This window comes from Ramlibacter sp., assembly GCA_019635435.1.
Lineage (GTDB): Bacteria > Pseudomonadota > Gammaproteobacteria > Burkholderiales > Burkholderiaceae_C > JAHBZM01.
On the sequence record JAHBZM010000001.1, the window covers coordinates 2,487,120 to 2,503,862 of the forward strand.

Sequence of the window (16,743 nt, forward strand, 5' to 3'; positions counted from 1 at the left end):
CCTGGGGTAGCGCCCAATGCGCAGGTAAGCATCTTTTTGAAGCTTGTCGCCTAGGAGGGCCATGAGATGACCAACTGCCGCATCTACGGGATGGCGCTTGCCATGAGTGTGGCGTGTGCCCTGGGCCTGCCGCTGGCCGCGATGGCGGTCCAGTCCGAACCCATACAACCGATCCCACCCCAGCCCAGGCAAGACCCGGCCCGCACGGCCATCGGACGCCTGCTGTTCAGTGATGCGCGGCTTTCTGGCAATGGCCGGGTGTCCTGCGCCAGTTGCCACGACGTGAACAAGGGCGGGGCCGATGGGCGTGCACGCTCGCCCGGATTGAACGGCGAACTGACCAGCGTGAACGCGCCCACGGTGCTGAATGCGGCGCTCAACTTCAAGCAGTTCTGGAACGGCCGCGCCGACACCCTGGAGGACCAGGTTGACCAGGTGATTCAGAACCCGGTGGAGATGGGTTCCAAATGGGAAGACGTGGTGCGCAAAGTGTCAGGCGACTCCAAATACAAGGCCGCCTTCGGGGCTGCCTACAAGGACGGAGTGACCAAAGCCAATATCCAGAACGCCATCGCCACGTTCGAGAGGACGCTGGTGACGCCGGATGCGCGTTTTGACAAATTCCTGCGCGGCGACCTGAATGCCATCACCGCCGAGGAGAAAGCCGGCTACGCCCGCTTCAAGCAATATGGTTGCGTGGCCTGTCACCAGGGGGTGAACGTTGGCGGCAACATGTTCCAGAAATTCGGCGTCATGGGCAACTATTTCGAGAAGCGGGGCAATCCGACGCAGGCTGATCTGGGGCGCTTTCTCGTGACAGAAATGGACAGCGACCGGCATGTCTTCAAGGTCCCCAGCCTGCGCAATGTGGCCCTGACCGCGCCATATTTCCACGACGGCTCGGCCAGGACTCTGGACGAGGCCGTGGATGTGATGTTCAGGTACCAGCTGGGCCGGCTTGCCTCCCGGGAGGACAAGAATCTGATCATCAAGTTTCTGGGCACCCTCAACGGTCAACTTGGAGTCAGGCCATGAAAGCGCCTCGTCAACTGGCCTGGCTGCCCATCGCCATTCTGCTGGCGCTGCTTCTGTCGGTGCTGGCCTTTTTCTATTCCAAGACGCGCAGCTACGGCGAGGCCGACTACTTTGAAAACGTGGCCTTGCTACGGCATTTCAAGCAACTGGACGCGCAATGGGAAACGGATGTGCTGAAGTCCAAGATGGGCATCAACCGCAACTACGACCCGCTGGCCGGATCGGTGAGCGAATTCACCCAGATGCTGGAGCAGCTCAAGCTTGAGCTCCAGGCGCCCGAACACGTTGAAGATGCCACGCTGGCGCAAGGCCGCGAAGCGCTGCGGCTTGCCTTCGAGCAGAAGACGGCGCTGATCGAGCGGTTCAAGTCGCACAACGCGGTGCTGCGCAATTCTCTGGCCTTTCTGCCCACGGCGGCTGAGGACATCCAGCAGTCGCTCAAGGGGGGCAATGGCGGCCTGCCGCCGGCCATGCGGCAGATGGTGGCCCAGGTGAACAGGCTGCTGCTGGCCAGCACCCTGTACAGCCAGAACGCGTCGGTTGAAAAAGGCATCGAGATCCAGGCGGGGCTGAATCAACTGGCTGGCGGGCTCCACGCGGTGCGCCCCGAGACCCAGGACATGCTGGATATCTTCAGCAGCCACGTTCAGGCCGTGCTGCGCGAGCAGCGGATCGTGGATGACCTGCTGGACCAGATTGCCCTTGTGCCCACCGGTCAGCGCATTGATGCGATCCACAACCAGCTGAGCCGCAGCCAGCAGGGTGCGGCCGCGCAGAACAAGCAGTACCGCCAGTTCCTGCTGATCTTCTCGGCAGCGCTGGTGGCGCTGTTGCTGTTTGCGGCCACGCGCTTGCTGCGCAGCCATGCCACGATCAACCAGATCAACCTCGACCTTCAGGACGCCAACCAGAACCTGGAACTGCGGGTGCAGGCGCGCACCAGGGAGCTGGCGGAGGCCAAGGAACTGGCCGAGGAAGCCACCCGGATGAAGTCGGACTTCCTGGCCAACATGAGCCATGAAATCCGCACCCCCATGAACGCCATCATCGGTCTCTCGCATCTGGTGCTCAAGACCGAGCTGTCGGTGCGCCAGCGCGACTACATCAGGAAAGTCCAGAGTTCAGGCCAGCATCTGCTGGGCGTGGTGAACGACATCCTGGATTTTTCCAAGGTCGAAGCGGGCAAGCTGGCCATCGAGCAAGCCGACTTTGAACTGGAGAAGCTGCTTGACAACCTGGGCAACCTGGTCAGCGAGAAGAGTCACTCCAAGGGGCTGGAACTGGTCTTCGAGGTCGGCGCCGATGTGCCGCCCCAACTGGTGGGTGACTCGTTGCGCCTGGGTCAGATCCTGCTGAACTACGCCAACAACGCGGTCAAGTTCACGGAGCAAGGCGAGATCATCGTCAGCGTGGAGGCGGTCGAACGCACCGGGCAGGAGGTGCTGCTGCGCTTTGGCGTGCGCGACACCGGCATTGGGCTCACACCCGAGCAGATTGGCCGGCTGTTCCAGAGCTTCTCGCAAGCCGATGCGTCCACCACCCGCAAGTTTGGCGGGACCGGGCTGGGCCTGGCCATCTCGAAAAAGCTGGCCGAACTGATGGGCGGAGAAGTGGGGGTCGAAAGCGAATACGGACGGGGCAGCCTGTTCTGGTTCTCGGCCAGGCTTGGCATCGGCTCCGCGACGCAGCGCGAACTCGTGCCGGTGCCCGACCTGCGCGGTCGCCGGGCCCTGGTGGTGGAGGACAACGAGCACGCGCGCACCGTCATTGCCGAGATGCTGCGCGGCATGACCTTTGAGGTCGGCGAGGTCGCTGCTGGCGCCGCCGCGGTGGAGGCCGTGCGCTGCGCCGCCATCGATGGCCGGCCCTATGACATTGTTTATCTGGACTGGCGCATGCCCGTCATGGACGGCATGGAAACGGCGCGGCGCATCAAGGCTCTGGGGCTGCCGTCACCGCCGATGTTCCTGATGGTCACGGCCTACGGGCGCGAAGAGATGCTCAAGGAGGCGTGCGACGCGGGCATCGAGAACGTGCTGGTGAAACCGGTGAACCCGTCCATCCTGTTCGACACCACCATGAGCGTGCTGGGCGGATACCGGTCCGAGCCCCGCGAGGCGGCGGAACAGCTCTCCAGTGCATTGACGCGGCTCACCGCCATTCGCGGCGCCCGCATCCTGCTTGTCGAGGACAACGACATCAACCAGCAGGTGGCGCGCGAACTGCTCCAGGACGCCGGCTTGACGGTCGAGGTCGCCGAACACGGCCGGATGGCGCTGGACATGGTGCAGCAAGCTTCCTACGACCTGGTCTTCATGGACATGCAGATGCCCGTGATGGACGGCGTGACGGCCACCATCGAAATCCGCAAGATCGCCCGCCTGGCCGGGCTCCCCATTGTCGCCATGACCGCCAACGCCATGGAGCAGGATCGTCGCAGGTGCCTGGACTCGGGCATGGACGACTTCATTGGCAAACCCATTGATCCCGATGACATGTGGACCATTTTGCTGCGCTGGATCAAGCCACGCGCGGCAACCCCGGCGCCGGACGCGGAACCGCCCCGCCCGCCAGTGGCGCCGGCGGCCGACGGCTTGCCCTCGGGCATCGCCGGGCTGGACGTCACGGCGGGGCTGTCGCGGATGATGGGAAAGAAGCCGCTGTACCTGTCCATGCTGCGCAAATATGTGGCCGGGCAGAAGAGCGTTCCCGCCGATATTCGCAGGACCCTTGACGAGGGCGACTGGGACACCGCGGAACGCCTGGCACACACGCTGCGGGGCGTTTCGGGCAACATCGGCGCCTTGAGGATTCCCGAGCCGGCCGGTGAACTGGAGCGGGCCATCAAAACCCGCCAGCCGCGCGAACAGCTGGACCTGCTGCTTCACGTCCTGGACAGCGCGATGAAAGAACTGGTCAGTGACCTGCAAGCCCAGTTGCCACCTGAAGCCGCGCCAGCGGCTGCGGCGTCGGCCGGGGGCAGTGCCCGCCACCAGGAGAAGGCGGCGGCAACCACCGCCGCGGCGCAGTGAATTGAGCGCGGGAGGCCTCAGCCCGCCAGGCCCACGTACACGTTCTGCACGTCGTCGTTGGCGTCGATGCCGGCCAGAAAGGCCTCGACTTCTTCCATGGCCTCGGCTGACAGGCTGGCCGGGTCCACCGGGTTTTTGGGCTTGTAGCCCAGCTTGGCCGACAGCACGGTGAAGCCTTGCGCGGGCAGGGCGCGGCTGACCACGTCCACATCGGTCGGGTCGGTGATGAAGATGGTGGCGCCGTCTTCGCCCGGCTCGAAGTCCTGGGCGCCGGCCTCGATGGCAGCCACTTCGGGGTCGGCATCGGTGGCGCCGGCGGTGGGCTCGGCCTCGACCATGCCCACGTGGTCAAAGTCCCAGCTCACCGAGCCTGAGGCGCCCAGCTGCCCCTTGCGGAACAGCACCCGCATCTCGGGCGCGGTGCGCTTCACGTTGTCGGTCAGGCACTCCACCATCACCGGCACCTGGTGCGGGGCAAAGCCCTCGTAGATCACGTGCTCGAAATTGACCGTCTCGCCCGTGAGGCCCGCGCCCTTCTTGATGGCGCGCTCCAGCGTGTCCTTGGGCATGGAGACCTTGCGGGCCTGCTCCACCACCAGCCGCAGCCTGGCGTTGCTGGCCGGGTCGGCGCCGTTGCGCGCGGCCACCATGATGTCCTTGGCCAGCCGGCCAAACAGCTTGCCCCTGGCATCCGCGGCCTGTGCCTTGCCCTTTGCTTTCCACTGCGCGCCCATGTGTCGATTTCCTTGAGGGTGGGTGCGCCGCCGGCGGCTGCGCACAACCCATGATCCTAAACGCCCGTGGCGAGCCCTTGGGGTGGCAGCGTAAAGAAAAATGTTGCCCCGCCGTCTGGCCGGGATTCGGCCCAGACCCGGCCCTCGTGCCGCTCGATCACCCGCTTGACCGTGGCCAGGCCGACGCCGGTGCCTGGAAACTCGCTGACCGAGTGCAGCCGCTGGAACGTGCCGAACAGTTTGTCGGCATAGGCCATGTCAAAGCCCGCGCCGTTGTCGGCCACGAAGTAAACCGGATCGGTGCCTGGCTTGTCGATGCGGCCGACCCGGATCTCCGCGTCGGCGCGGCGCGAGCTGAACTTCCAGGCGTTGGCAATCAGGTTCTCCATGGCAATTTTGAGGAAGCCTTCATCGCCATGAACCTGGAGGTCCGGCGCGATGGCGATGACCACGTCCCGCTCGGGCTCGCGCGCGCGCAGCCGGGCCACCACGTCGGTGGCGACGCGGCTCAGGTCCACCGCCTGCGGGCGCAGGCTGCTGTGCGAGATGCGCGCCAGCGCTAGCAGGCTCTCGATCAGTTGCCCCATCTGTTCCACGCCGGCCCGGATCCGGCCGATGTAGATGTGCGCCTTCTCGCTGGCATCCGGAGGGAGCTGCCTGGATAACAGCAGGCTGAAACCGTCGATGACGCGCAGCGGCGAGCGAAGGTCGTGCGAGACCGAATACGAAAAGGCCTCCAGCTCGCTATTGGAGCGGCGCAATGCGGCTTCAATGGCCTTGATCTCGGTGATGTCGGCGTCCATGCCGATCCAGCAGGTGACCTCGCCCTTGGAGCCGCGCACCGGTGAGGCGCGGTACGACAGGGTGTGGAGCGTGCCGTCCTGGGCGTGCACGCGACGCACCCCGGAAAACACACCGCCGGTACCACTGACCAGCGCCCACTGCCGCCGCATCTCGGCCACATCCTCGGCAACCACGGCGTCGGCCCATTCATGACCGAGCCACTTGGGTGCCGCGCCTCCCACCAGCTCGTACCAGGCCCGGTTGAGGTAGGTGACCGCCCCCTTGGGGTTGACGATCCACATGACCTGGGGGGCCTGCTCGGCCGCGGCCTGAAAAAGGGCCTCCTGCCGGGCCAGCGCCTCGGAGCGTTCCCGCACCCGGTTTTCGAGATCGGCGTTGAGCTCGCGGACTTCTTCCATCAGGCCCACGTTCTCGATGGCTGTGGCGGCGATGTGGGTCAGCTCTTCCAGCAGGTACTGGTCGTGCATGGAGAACTCGCCCTCGACCTTGTCTGACAGTTCCAGATAGCCCACGGTCGTGCCCTGGCGGTTTTTCAGGGGCGTGACCAGCCAGCCCCGCATTTCCGGGCGGCCCTGGCCCTGCGCCAGCTGCCCCCGCCAGCAGGGGTGTTCCAGCAGCCCGGCCGTGCTGAGCCGAAGCGGCAGGGCGGCCTCGTCCAGGCCCTGGCCCGTGCTGCGCTGGACCACCGCGAGCAGGCCGGCCCTGTCCTGCCACACCGCATGCTTGTCTGACAACGAAATGCCGCCGGCCTGGCGAACCGAGTCGCCCACGCGCTGCAGGCTCACAAAGCACTGGTGCGCCTGCACCACGGCGCGCGCCTGCTCCGCCACCGCCTGCAGCAGCGGCCCCAGGGACTGGTGCTGCGCAATCGCCTGGGCGGCCTCCGCGGCGCGCCGCAAGGTCTGCAGGTCGTCGCGCACGCGCAGCTCGGCCTGCTTGCGCTGGGTGATGTCGCGGATGATGACCACGATCTGCCCGCTGTCCAGGGGCAGCAGGCGGGCCTCGCAATGCGTGTCGCCGTCAGGGCGCCGCCTGGCGTATTCAACGCTCACGGTGGCGTTGTAGGTGAGCACCTGATGCGCCGCGGCCAGAAGCTGCGCGGCTGCTTCCCGCAGCGGGGTGTCCTGCAGCGGGCGGCCGACAAAGTCCCGGCGGGACACCTGGAGCTCGTGGCTCGCGCCGGCCTTCACGTCCAGCACCGTGCCGCCGCGGTCCAGGCGCAGGACCAGGTCGGGGATGGCCTGAAACACGGCCCGCATCTCGGCGTTGGCCTCGACCAGTTCCTGCGAACTCAGCTCCAGCGACCGCTCCATCATCTGGCGGTCGGCATCGCTGGCCAGGTAGGCGTCATTGACACCGTCAATGAACGCCTGCCACTCGGGCGGGATGGCCGCCAGATCCCCAAGATGGCGCCTCAGCTGGCGCCGCAGGAGGCTGTGCAGATGCTCCATGCCGGTCATTCAGCCAGGGTGGTGATGGTCATGGTCTGGTTGTGCAGCTCGCAGCGGGCTCCGGGGGAAAAAGGGGAAATCTCGCCATACGAATAAAAGCCGGCCAGCGCGGGCTGATGCCCCAGCACCTCGCGAACTGCCTCAACCTCTTCTTCGATGCGCTGCTTCAGGACCAGCTTGCGCCCCACGCAGCTGATGAGCAGGGCCAGATCGGCATGGGCTGCGCCCAGTGGCGGGCGGCTGGTGCGGGCCGCGCCCGTGGCGCCATCGATCAGGCGGTCAAAATTGGCTTTCATGAGGCGCGCGTAAGCCCCTTCGGGCACATCCCCGGCAAAGGTCAGGCTCTGGGCCTGTTCATCCACCGACAGGATGGTGCGCACCACTGGCGGCTCGCCCGGGCTGGTGCGAAGACTCAAGGGAAACAGCAGCCCGCTGGCGGGCAGCTCGTGGGCGTGGTCGCCCAGGTACTGCTTGTACAGGCGCAATGCCGAATGCCCGTCCAGCTCATACAGCACATTGCCGCAGGACTTGGTGATCAGGCGCTCCGGCCCAAACGAGTCCCAGCCCCCCAGCGAGCCGAAGCCCACCTTCAGGTGGGGGCCATACAGGCCCAGCACCGCCACCGTCTGTTCGCAGGGCGTGCCCTCGCGGTAGACCAGCGTCTGCCCGAAGCGCGGGCCGTCGCCCGCCATGCCGCCCGTGATGCTCACGCCGCAGGGCAGGGCGGCGCCCAGGCCCGACACCAGGTCACTGCCATTGACGTTCAGGCCATCCGACAGCACCAGCACGTGCGCCAGGGCCTGCGCGGCCCCGTGGCTTTGCACCGTGGCGGGCAACTGCCGGCCCAGTGCCTCGCCTGCTTCATGGCTGCTGGTGGTTTGGGCCAGATCCACCATGGCGTGGCGCAGCGGCGTGCGCTCGAACTGCACGGCCGTGGCCACCAGTGAATCGTCCGACACCTGGGTGCCCGCGATCTCGCCGGCCGTGGAGCAGCCAAACAGCCAGGCACCGGGGTAGTCGCGTCGCAGCTGTTCGGACAGCGCGTGCTGCTGGAGCACCGCCGTGGCGCCAAATACAAAAACGACCTGGGCCGCTTCGGCGTCGGGGCCGGGCGCGGCCGGCTGCCAGCCCTGGGCCTGTGTCCATTGTCTTTGTTCGACTTTCATGGGGCCTCCCTTTCGGATCGACGGGGCGGACGGAGCAACCCATTGTGCGCGGAGGGAATGGCATCCGATGTGTATCAGATTGAAACACATCGAAAGACGAAAGGGTTCAGAAAATTCCCTAAGAGGTGGCGGGGCCAGGCCGCGGCACAACGCACACAGGTTGTCGATCCTGGGCGCCCCCATCCGTCGTACAAGGGAACCCAACCCTTGACCCCCGGCAAAGGAGCCCCCATGCCCAACCTCAAACCCGCCGCCGAACTGGCCGACGCCGCCAGCCGGCCGTACCCCAACGACAGCGCCGCGTACCGCGAAGCCCGCACCCGCCTGCTGGCCGAAGAAATCGAGCTGCGCCGCCACCTGGAGCGCGTGGCTGCCCTGCGCCGGGCCCTGCCGCTGGGCGGCCAGCCGCCCGACTACCAGTTCAGGGACGAGCAGGGCCGCACCCTGGCGCTGGCCGACCTGTTTGGGCCGCATGACACGCTCATCACCTACTTCTGGATGTACGGCCCGCAGCGCAAGAACGCCTGCCCCATGTGCACCTCGCTGCTGGGTTCGCTCGACGTGCCGGTGGTGGACCTCACGCAGAAGGTGGCCTTTGCCGTGCTGGGCCGCTCGCCCGTGGCGCGGCAACTGGCCTTTGCCCGCGAGCGCGGCTGGCGCAACCTCAAGTTTTACGAAACCGTGGGCGACGACTTTGCGCGCGACTACCGCGGCCTCTCGCCCGAGGGCGACGAATGGCCCGCGCTGGACGTGTGGGTCAGGCGCGGCGGCGCGGTGCACCACTTCTGGGGCGGCGAGATGGGCCCCACCGCCGACCCGGGCCAGGACGCGCGCGGCGCGCCCGACCTGGCCCCGCTGTGGAACCTGCTGGACCTCACGCCCGCCGGGCGCGGGGCCGACTGGTACCCCAAGCTGAGCTACCCCGCCGCGCCCTGAGCCGGCGCCCCGAACCCCCGCGGCCAGGGGCTCGGCGGCTAGGGGGCCAGTGCCCCCGTGGCAATCATCACGTCAAACCCGTTGATGGTGGGCGAGGTGATGATGCCGCGCACCTCGGCCGGCGTTTCGCGGTTGACGCGGGCGTGCAGGGCCGACATGCCGGCCCTGCCTGTGTCGCTGGCGTTCCAGCGAAAGCTCAGGTAGCGGTAGCCGCCCTGCGTCTTGCTCTGGGTGTGGTTGGCACTGCCCGGCAGGATGGCCAGCAGCTGCTGCACCAGGGCCTCTTCACTCAGGCGCGGCTTGTCGGGCTGGCCGGGCGCACCGGCTGCGCCGGCCAGGCGCTGCCAGGTGGTGTAGCTCACCTGCTCGGTGGTGGTGCCCGGCACCCGGCCGCCGGTGCCACCCGGGGCCCAGAACGAGATCGAGAGCCACTGGTAGCGCGTGGTCTTGACGATCAGGTCGCCCGACGGGCTGCGCGCCAGTGCATACGCGCGCTCGGCGGACTCGTCGGTCTCGCCGCCCGAGCGGGCCCGGCTCTGGCGGAAGTAAAAGTTGTAGTTGAAGCGCTTGTCCAGAAGCAGGTAGCCGCCCTCGCAGCGGTAGCTGCCCCAGGCGGCGCGGGTGCCGATGACCTGCCGCTCCCCGGCGGGCTGCTGCGGCCGCAGCGTCAAATCGCCTTGCGGCTCCTGCAGCACCTCGACCACCGGGTGGCCGCCGGTCAGGTGGTTGAGCCGCACCGCGTTGAGCACGAGGTCGTAGTGGGCCACCGAGTCGTCGGCCGCATAGGCGCCCGCCAGATCGGGGCACTCGCCCCTGGCCGTGGGCGCCACCGGCGGGGTGGGCGGCGTGCGGCTGGGGCGGCAGGCGGCCAGGGCGGCGAGCAGGGCCAGGCCCCAAAGTGTCTTGTGCAGGTGCGTGCTTGCCATCGTCATTGCTACCAATTATGTAGCGCACAGTGGCCGCCGGCCCTGGACTCCAGCCCCTTTTGGCTTAAAAACCTTGCGCGCGCAGCTGGCGGCGCAGCTGCGCCACCTCTTCCATCAGGTCGGCGGTGAGCGCGGCCAGCTGCGGGTCGGCCCCGAAGGTGGACTCCAGCTGCGCAATGCGGCGGGCGCGCAGCAGGGTGGCGCTGTCAAAGCGGCCGGCGGCGGGCTCGGCATTGAGCACGCCGGCCTCGATGCGCGCGTGCACCCAGGTCACGGTCACGCCGCAGGCGCGGGCCAGTTCTTCGGCGGTGAAGGCGCGCTCGTCCAGCACCTCGCACTCCAGATAGGTGATGTCGTGTGGCATGGTCAGGCTCCTGTGGCTTGGCGGGCGTTGAACGGCGTGGGCCCGGCAAAAGCCTTGCCCAGGGCTTCATAGGCGGCGCGCTGCTCGGCGGTATCGGCCGGGGGCAGGGCGATCTCGAGCACGAGGTACAGATCGCCCGGCTCCTTGCCCGGAATGCCCCGGCCCTTGAGCCGCAGCTTCTTGGCGGGGCCCCAGCCGGCGGGCACCGTCACCTCGGCCTCGCCGGTGGGCGTGTGCACGTTGACCTGCGCGCCCAGCGCGGCCTCCCACGGGGCCAGCGGCAGGCGCTGGTACACATCGCGCCCCTGGGCATGCCAGCGCGCGTCGGGCTTGAACACCACCTCCAGCAGCAAATCACCGGCCGGCCCGCCGCCAAACCCTGGCGAGCCCTGGCCCGCCAGGCGGATGTGCTGGCCCTCGCGCACGCCCTGCGGGATCTTGACCTGCAGCTCGCGCTCTTGCTGCACCACGTGGCCCGCATCGTCCAGATGCGCGCCGCGCAGGCTCAGCGTGCGCTCGGCGCCGTGGTAAGCGTCGAGCAGATCGAGCTCGATCCTCGCGTGGTGGTCTTCGCCGCGCATCTGCGGCTGGCGGCCGTCAAAGCCGCCGCCCCCACCACCGCCTGGCCCTGCGCCGCCCGGGCGCTGCGCCCGCTGGCCCCGCGCCGCCCGGCCAAACAGCTCCTCAAAAAAGTCGCTGTGCAGGCCCGCGCCGCCACCGCCATCGCCCGAGAACTCAAAGCCCGCGTCCCAGTTGGGCGGCGGTCGAAACTCCTGCCCCGCGCGCGCATGCGTCTGCTGGCCCAGCGCGTCGTAGGCGGCGCGCTTTTCGGGGTCGGACAACACGGCGTTGGCCTCGTTCACCTCGGCCATGCGCGCGGCGGCGTCGGCCTCCTTGCTCACGTCGGGGTGGTACTTGCGCGCGAGCTTGCGAAAGGCCTTTTTGACATCGTCCTGGGTGGCGGACTTGTCCAGGCCCAGCGTCTTGTAGTAGTCCTTGAACTCCATGCGATCTCCTGGCTGAGGCGATCATTGTGGCGCGGTGGCGGGAAGAATGGCGTCAGACAAGGGCGCCTGGCCTGGGCGACCGCCTTCCCGGCATTGCTGACAATTTTCAATCCAAAAAAACAGGCTATGCTCTGGTGTCTATGCGCATGCCATGCGCAGAAAGAAAGGGTCAACATGGCTGAACCCGCATTGGCGCGCAAACGTGCCATCAACCTGAGCTTGAGCGAACACCTGATTGACAAGGCCCGGCAATACAGCACCAACCTGTCTGCCACGGTTGATACCTTGCTGGCGGGCTACGTCGAGCAGCAGCAACACGAACGCGCCAGCCATCAGCAGTGGGCCAACGACTGCGCAGCCGGCTGGAACGCGGTGCACGAAAAGGTCGGTTCCTTTGCTGACGAGCATTCCACCTTGTAGGCCTGCCCATGCCCCAGTTTGATGTTCACCGGAACAAGGGGGCGCTGAAGGAGGCGATTCCTTTTGTGGTGGTGGTGCAGTCGTCGCTTTTTGACGGCTACCGGCGTCGGGTGGTGGTGCCCTTGGTCCGACGCAGCACGCTGCCGCGTACTGCCGCCATGGCGGGCTCCCGCATGAACCCTGTGTTTCGCGTCAAGGCCGTTGATGTGGTGCTGCACCCGCTTGACATGGTGTCTGTGGCGATTGACCAGCTGGGCGAGCATGTGGGCTCACTGGCTGAACAGGGGCAGCAGATTGCCGATGCACTGGATGAGTTGCTGACCCGGTCCTGGCGTTAGTCCCGCGCCGTCTGCGGCGGTGGAGTCGGAAAAAGTGGCCACCTGCTACAGCGAGCTGTGCAGCGGGCCGGAAGCCCAGGGCATCAACCTGAGTGACTTCGACATGATGATTGTGGCGCATGCGATTGCTGTGGGGGCCACCTTGGTCAGCCGGGACAAGGCGTTTGCGCAGGTGAACGCTCTGGACCCGGCGCGACTGGCACTGCAGGTTTGGTGACCAGCGGCAAGTTTGAACCCGGAACAGCCCCGCGCGCCGCCTGGACGCACGCGGCCACCTCAGCCGGCCATTCCCCCTAAGTCACCACTGCCAGCAGCGCAATGCCCGCGGCATAGAGCGCCACCAGCCCCCAGCCATCCCAGCCCAGGCCGGCGTACTTGCGCCGGGGCTGCAGCTTGAGGCTGGCGATGACCAGCAGCGTCATGGCCAGGCCCAGCACCGTCATGAAGAGGGGCGCCAGGCCCGTGCCCGGCAGCACGGCCTGGCCCGTGATCAGCGAGGCCAGCACCAGCAGCACGGGCAGCACCGCGTTGCCGCCCAGAATGTCGCTGGTGGCCAGCGCGTATTCGCCGCGCAGCGTGGCGGGCAGGCCGGTGGCCACCTCGGGCAGGGCGGTGGAGGCCGCCAGCACCGTGGCGCCAAACACTGCGCCGCTCATGCCCCAGTGCTCGGCCAGTGCGTCGCCCGACAGCTCCAGCAGCACGCCGCCGGCCAGCGTGAACAGCGCCGCCACCGCAAACAGGGCGCCCGTGCGCAGCAGCTGGCGGCGGCTGGCCTGGGTGGCTTGGGCAGCTTGAGTAGGGGGCCGCTGGCTGGCGGGTTGCTGGCCCGGCTTTTGGGCGCTGGCAGCCTTGGCCTGGCTTGCCCGGCGGATCAGCAGCAGCCCGCTCAGCCAGGCCAGCACCATCAGCGCGCCGTCGGGCGTGACGCGCCAGAAAATCCAGCCTTGGGGCAGCTGGTGCCCCACCAGCACCAGACCCAGCAGCACCGCCACCAAGGTGCCCTCGATCAGCAGCGATGGCGACGCGGCGCGGGCCAGCAGCGGCACGCGGCCCTTGTTGCCCGCCACGTCAAACAGCGCCAGCAGCAGCGTCTGGATGGCAATGCCGCCCAGCAGGTTGCCCACGGCCACCTCCACCCGCCCGCTGGCCGCGGCGCTGACCGTGATGGCGATCTCGGGCAGGTTGGTCACGATGGCCAGCAGGAGCAGGCCGCCCATCTCTTGCCCCCAGCCAAAGGCCTCGTCCAGCGCGTCGGTGGCGCGGGCCAGCACCACGCCCGCGCCGCAGACGGCGGCGGCCGCGGCGGTGTAGACCAGGATGAGGGCGAGGGGGGTGAGGGTGGTCATGGGCAGGGCAGAGGTGGCTGGGCCCAGCGGCAGCCCAGTGGGGATTGTGGGGCCCTTTGGGTGACGATCAGGCCGTTTTGACTTGATGTCGTTGCCCGCGCCATCATTCTTGAACATGTCGTTATTTATTTGAAATGACGACATGTTTTGTTGACGTGTCGCTGCAGATCACATAGGCTAGTCAATCTGTCGCTAAAACCGGGTTTTTCCATCATGAGCGAGCACGCAAGCGCCTGGCGCCCAGAAATTCCGTACAACCAATTGCCAGTGTTGCCGCCAACGCATGAGCTGGAAAGCCGTGCCGTGCTCAAGGCCTGCATCGAGGCCCGCGCCGCGCTAGCCGAGCTGAAGCAGGCAGCGGAGCTGATTCCCAACCAGGCAATGCTCATCAACACTATTCCGTTGCTGGAAGCCAAAGACAGCTCGGAAATTGAGAACATCGTCACCACGACCGACAAGCTGTTCCAGCATGCCCAAGGGGAAGGAATGGCGGACCCGGCGACCAAAGAGGCGCTGCGCTACCGCACTGCGCTGCATCAAGGCTTCCAGTCACTCAAAGACCGCCCGCTCTGCACCGCCACGGCGGTGGAAATCTGCCGGACCCTCAAGGGCGTGGACATGGACATCCGCCGTACGCCGGGTACTCAGCTGGCCAACGACCGCACCGGCGAGGTGGTGTACACCCCGCCAGAGGGCGAGGCGATGCTGCGCGAGCTGCTGGCCAATTGGGAGCGCTTTTTGCACAACCAGACCGAGCTCGACCCATTGATCCGCATGGCCGTTGGGCACTATCAGTTTGAAGCCATCCACCCGTTTACTGACGGCAATGGCCGTACCGGCAGGGTTGTGAACATCCTGTTTCTTATCCAGCAGGAACTACTGGGCTTACCCATCTTGTACCTGAGCCGGCATGTCATTGCGCATAAGGCCGACTACTACCGACTCCTGCTGGAGGTAACGCGTGACCAAGCCTGGGAGCCCTGGTTGCTGTTCATGTTGCAGGCGGTGGCCGAAACGTCGAAGTGGACCACGGCCAAGATTGCCGCAATCCGCCAATTGGCCGAACACACAACCGAGCACGTGCGCACCCGCCTGCCAAAAATCTACAGCCGCGAACTGGTGGATGTGATCTTTGAGCAACCCTATTGCCGCATCGGCAACCTGGTGGACAAAGGCATTGCGCAGCGCCAGGCTGCGTCGCGCTATTTGCACGCCCTGGCCGCCCTGGGCGTGCTGGTTGAAATGGCTGCGGGCAAAGAAAGGCTCTTTATCCACCCCAAGCTGATGCAACTGATCAGCCGCGACAGCAACCGGTTCCAGCTGTACGCCTGATTACTTCTCCCGCAAGATCGTCAGCTCGACGCAGCCATGGTTGTTGCCGTACATCGCACGCCAGTCGTTGGCGAAGGCCTGGAGCTCGACGGTCGCCTGCCCGGTGCCTTCGATCGTCCGGCCGTGGCCGATGAGGACGTAATCGGCCGCCTCCTTGCCACGCGCACCGACCAGCGAATACATGGGCGAGTGGCTGTCGCGCGCAAAAAGCCGGGCCAGCCGCTCCAGGGCCGACGCCATGGTGCCGGTCCAGCCCGAGGCCAGGTCGCTCTCAATGCCCTTGTCGCGCCAATCGCGGGCGGGGCCCGCGCTGACCACGTACCGCGCGCCGGGCTCCAGGAGCACACCGGTACGGTTCCACAGGCAGCGGGCATCCACCATGGCCCTGGCGCCTTCGCCGGCCTTGAGCGTGCGTGCCTGCGGGGTGGGCTGCACCAGGCAAAGCGGCTGCGGCTGCAGCCGGTGGTCGCAGGTCTGGATGTAGTCCCTGGCCTCTTGCGAAAGGGTTGTGCACCCCGCCGCCAGCAGGCAGCCCATGCACCAAAGCGCAGTGCGTGCCCAGGCCCTGCTCATGCAACGTCACCTTGCTTGGGCACGGCCATGTAGCACACGGAGCCATCGGGCTCGCAGCGCTGGGGGTAGACCGTTTTGGGGGATTCGTCCAGCCCGAAGTCCACCTGCGAGGCAAACAGCCGCGAGAACAGCTTTTTTGCCGCCTTGGTGGGGCTCTTGACGAAATAGGCGTGGCCGCCGAAGTCGTTCGGTGCGTCGGAGAAGCTTATGTAACGCACCCCTTCGCGGTGCAGCAGGTCGGGGCCAGGGTCGGTGCCCAGCTTGGTTTGCTCGCCATCGGCCACATAGGCGGCAAACAGCACGCTGTCGCCCCGGTTGTAGGTCACATAGGTACGGCCCTTGGGCCTGAACCGGGTCAGCCACTCGGCATGCCCTGACGACCGCACGCAGGGCGCGAGCAGCACCACGTTGTGGGCCGTGCTGGCCGATTCGGTCGCCCCCGGAACCTGCAGGCTGTACTGGAACAGTTGGCCGCCCAGTGAATGGATGGCCAGCGAAAACGGCTGGGCGTTGGCCTGAAGCCGCGCGGTGCCCAGCAGCCGCAGCATGCGGGCGAAGGCATCGACCGAATCCCTGGCGTTGGTCTGGGCCTGGCGGTACCGGCGGATCTTGTTCTGGATGGGGCCCTTGGTCCGGTTTTGAGGCGTGACGCCGCTGAACTCTTCCTCGTCGCCGCCGCCTTCGTTGGCGCTCAGGCCCGGCAACGGCGAGCCGTCTGCCAGAAACCCCTCTGATGCCCACGAGAACGCCAGAACCAAGCATCCGGGATAGAGCTTCTGCAGGTCCGCCGAGCGGCGGAAACAGTCGGCCGGCGTGTTGTTGTTGCCATGGACGTACAGCAGCAGCGGCGCCGCGCCCTGGAACAGCGGCTGCAACTGGTCAAGCGCGTCCTTCTGGCTGACGTTGTCCTTGATGCCCTGCAGCTTCCAGCCGCTCCCGCCGGCGGTGACGTCGGCCAGGGCCAGGCGGGTGCCCCCTGGCTGGAAGCTGCGCTTGAATGCTGAGGCGCCGCTGCCGGGCCCAATTTCGCGGTTGGTGAAGACAAGCATGGGAAGGTTAAGGTGAGTTGGGTTGCGAGGGCCCGCGACGGCGGGCGGGCCCGAGTTTATGCCGTGGCAGCGGGCACCCATGCGGGTGTTTTCGCGTAATCAATTCTGGGGAGGAAGCGAGCACGCGGGCCTGTGGCCGGGTGCCGTGGTGGTGTGAATTGCTATGGTTTGTGTAGCGCGCAGTGGCCGCCGGTATTGGACTCCAGGCACTTTTGGCACTGAAACTGATC

Annotated in this window: 16 protein-coding genes; 7 read left to right on the forward strand and 9 right to left on the reverse strand. The window is 66.8% G+C overall.

The annotated features are described in order from the left end of the window. Positions 1-66: 66 nt before the first annotated feature. Together KF796_12130 and KF796_12135 are read left to right on the forward strand one after the other, a co-directional pair. Complete coding sequence (locus KF796_12130; protein MBX3587380.1) at positions 67-1,035, forward strand: c-type cytochrome; 969 nt, start codon at positions 67-69, stop codon at positions 1,033-1,035. Then, positions 1,032-4,067 (forward strand): response regulator, encoded by a 3,036-nt coding sequence (locus KF796_12135; GenBank protein MBX3587381.1) that lies wholly within the window; start codon positions 1,032-1,034, stop codon positions 4,065-4,067. The genes KF796_12130 and KF796_12135 overlap by 4 nt, the downstream gene beginning before the upstream one ends. A gap of 17 nt (positions 4,068-4,084) precedes the next feature. On the opposite strand, the gene KF796_12140 is transcribed toward KF796_12135, so the two are convergent. Genes KF796_12140 through KF796_12150 form a run of 3 tightly spaced genes read right to left on the reverse strand, consistent with a single transcriptional unit; the run spans position 4,085 to position 8,222 of the window. Then, a complete protein-coding gene (locus KF796_12140; protein MBX3587382.1) occupies positions 4,085-4,801 on the reverse strand; it encodes a YebC/PmpR family DNA-binding transcriptional regulator in 717 nt (238 codons plus the stop codon). Positions 4,802-4,857: 56 nt separating this feature from the next. Next, positions 4,858-7,065 (reverse strand): PAS domain-containing protein, encoded by a 2,208-nt coding sequence (locus KF796_12145; protein ID MBX3587383.1) that lies wholly within the window; start codon positions 7,063-7,065, stop codon positions 4,858-4,860. Beyond that, positions 7,062-8,222, reverse strand: a complete 1,161-nt coding sequence (locus tag KF796_12150) for an FIST C-terminal domain-containing protein (GenBank protein ID MBX3587384.1) — start codon at positions 8,220-8,222, stop codon at positions 7,062-7,064. Before KF796_12150 ends, KF796_12145 begins: the two co-directional genes overlap by 4 nt. 231 nt (positions 8,223-8,453) lie before the next feature. Here KF796_12150 and KF796_12155 point away from each other — a divergent pair, with 231 nt between their 5' ends. Beyond that, on the forward strand, positions 8,454-9,158 hold the full coding sequence (locus KF796_12155; protein MBX3587385.1) for a DUF899 family protein: 705 nt from the start codon (positions 8,454-8,456) through the stop codon (positions 9,156-9,158). 38 nt (positions 9,159-9,196) lie between these two features. Here KF796_12155 and KF796_12160 read toward each other — a convergent pair whose 3' ends face one another. Genes KF796_12160 through KF796_12170 form a run of 3 tightly spaced genes read right to left on the reverse strand, consistent with a single transcriptional unit; the run spans position 9,197 to position 11,455 of the window. Further along, positions 9,197-10,090, reverse strand: a complete 894-nt coding sequence (locus KF796_12160) for a hypothetical protein (GenBank protein MBX3587386.1) — start codon at positions 10,088-10,090, stop codon at positions 9,197-9,199. Between the two features lie 58 nt (positions 10,091-10,148). Then, positions 10,149-10,448 (reverse strand): MerR family transcriptional regulator, encoded by a 300-nt coding sequence (locus KF796_12165; protein MBX3587387.1) that lies wholly within the window; start codon positions 10,446-10,448, stop codon positions 10,149-10,151. 2 nt (positions 10,449-10,450) lie between these two features. Next, positions 10,451-11,455, reverse strand: a complete 1,005-nt coding sequence (locus KF796_12170) for a DnaJ domain-containing protein (GenBank protein MBX3587388.1) — start codon at positions 11,453-11,455, stop codon at positions 10,451-10,453. A 174-nt stretch (positions 11,456-11,629) separates the two neighbouring features. On the opposite strand from KF796_12170, the gene KF796_12175 reads away from it, so the two are divergent. From KF796_12175 to KF796_12185, 3 genes are all read left to right on the forward strand, one after another. Continuing rightward, positions 11,630-11,875: a type II toxin-antitoxin system CcdA family antitoxin gene (locus KF796_12175; GenBank protein ID MBX3587389.1), complete on the forward strand. Its 246-nt coding sequence runs from the start codon at positions 11,630-11,632 to the stop codon at positions 11,873-11,875. Positions 11,876-11,883: 8 nt separating this feature from the next. Further along, entirely contained in the window at positions 11,884-12,213 is a 330-nt protein-coding gene (locus KF796_12180) for a CcdB family protein (protein MBX3587390.1), read from the forward strand. Between the two features lie 103 nt (positions 12,214-12,316). Further along, the gene (locus tag KF796_12185) at positions 12,317-12,430 is read left to right on the forward strand and encodes a twitching motility protein PilT (protein ID MBX3587391.1); all 114 of its coding nucleotides are present in this window, start codon (positions 12,317-12,319) and stop codon (positions 12,428-12,430) included. Between the two features lie 76 nt (positions 12,431-12,506). Here KF796_12185 and KF796_12190 read toward each other — a convergent pair whose 3' ends face one another. Next, positions 12,507-13,559 carry a hypothetical protein gene (locus KF796_12190; GenBank protein ID MBX3587392.1) on the reverse strand — a complete coding sequence of 351 codons (1,053 nt, stop codon included), beginning with the start codon at positions 13,557-13,559 and terminating at the stop codon, positions 12,507-12,509. A gap of 213 nt (positions 13,560-13,772) precedes the next feature. Between KF796_12190 and KF796_12195 the strand changes: the two genes are divergently transcribed. Further along, complete coding sequence (locus KF796_12195; protein ID MBX3587393.1) at positions 13,773-14,891, forward strand: Fic family protein; 1,119 nt, start codon at positions 13,773-13,775, stop codon at positions 14,889-14,891. Here the strand turns inward: KF796_12195 and KF796_12200 are convergent, their stop codons facing one another. Both KF796_12200 and KF796_12205 read right to left on the reverse strand, forming a co-directional pair. After that, on the reverse strand, positions 14,892-15,464 hold the full coding sequence (locus tag KF796_12200; GenBank protein ID MBX3587394.1) for a hypothetical protein: 573 nt from the start codon (positions 15,462-15,464) through the stop codon (positions 14,892-14,894). It abuts the gene before it with no gap. After that, the gene (locus KF796_12205; protein ID MBX3587395.1) at positions 15,461-16,513 is read right to left on the reverse strand and encodes an alpha/beta hydrolase; all 1,053 of its coding nucleotides are present in this window, start codon (positions 16,511-16,513) and stop codon (positions 15,461-15,463) included. The genes KF796_12200 and KF796_12205 overlap by 4 nt, the downstream gene beginning before the upstream one ends. Between the last annotated feature and the right edge of the window lie 230 nt (positions 16,514-16,743).

What these genes read in the sequence shown, in the direction of transcription:
- KF796_12130 (MBX3587380.1), top strand. Translation starts at nt 67, where the DNA reads ATGACCAACTGCCGCATCTACGGGATGGCGCTTGCCATGAGTGTGGCG.
- KF796_12135 (MBX3587381.1), top strand. Translation starts at nt 1,032, where the DNA reads ATGAAAGCGCCTCGTCAACTGGCCTGGCTGCCCATCGCCATTCTGCTG.
- KF796_12140 (MBX3587382.1), bottom strand. Translation starts at nt 4,801, where the DNA reads ATGGGCGCGCAGTGGAAAGCAAAGGGCAAGGCACAGGCCGCGGATGCC.
- KF796_12145 (MBX3587383.1), bottom strand. Translation starts at nt 7,065, where the DNA reads ATGACCGGCATGGAGCATCTGCACAGCCTCCTGCGGCGCCAGCTGAGG.
- KF796_12150 (MBX3587384.1), bottom strand. Translation starts at nt 8,222, where the DNA reads ATGAAAGTCGAACAAAGACAATGGACACAGGCCCAGGGCTGGCAGCCG.
- KF796_12155 (MBX3587385.1), top strand. Translation starts at nt 8,454, where the DNA reads ATGCCCAACCTCAAACCCGCCGCCGAACTGGCCGACGCCGCCAGCCGG.
- KF796_12160 (MBX3587386.1), bottom strand. Translation starts at nt 10,090, where the DNA reads ATGACGATGGCAAGCACGCACCTGCACAAGACACTTTGGGGCCTGGCC.
- KF796_12165 (MBX3587387.1), bottom strand. Translation starts at nt 10,448, where the DNA reads ATGCCACACGACATCACCTATCTGGAGTGCGAGGTGCTGGACGAGCGC.
- KF796_12170 (MBX3587388.1), bottom strand. Translation starts at nt 11,455, where the DNA reads ATGGAGTTCAAGGACTACTACAAGACGCTGGGCCTGGACAAGTCCGCC.
- KF796_12175 (MBX3587389.1), top strand. Translation starts at nt 11,630, where the DNA reads ATGGCTGAACCCGCATTGGCGCGCAAACGTGCCATCAACCTGAGCTTG.
- KF796_12180 (MBX3587390.1), top strand. Translation starts at nt 11,884, where the DNA reads ATGCCCCAGTTTGATGTTCACCGGAACAAGGGGGCGCTGAAGGAGGCG.
- KF796_12185 (MBX3587391.1), top strand. Translation starts at nt 12,317, where the DNA reads ATGATGATTGTGGCGCATGCGATTGCTGTGGGGGCCACCTTGGTCAGC.
- KF796_12190 (MBX3587392.1), bottom strand. Translation starts at nt 13,559, where the DNA reads ATGACCACCCTCACCCCCCTCGCCCTCATCCTGGTCTACACCGCCGCG.
- KF796_12195 (MBX3587393.1), top strand. Translation starts at nt 13,773, where the DNA reads ATGAGCGAGCACGCAAGCGCCTGGCGCCCAGAAATTCCGTACAACCAA.
- KF796_12200 (MBX3587394.1), bottom strand. Translation starts at nt 15,464, where the DNA reads ATGAGCAGGGCCTGGGCACGCACTGCGCTTTGGTGCATGGGCTGCCTG.
- KF796_12205 (MBX3587395.1), bottom strand. Translation starts at nt 16,513, where the DNA reads ATGCTTGTCTTCACCAACCGCGAAATTGGGCCCGGCAGCGGCGCCTCA.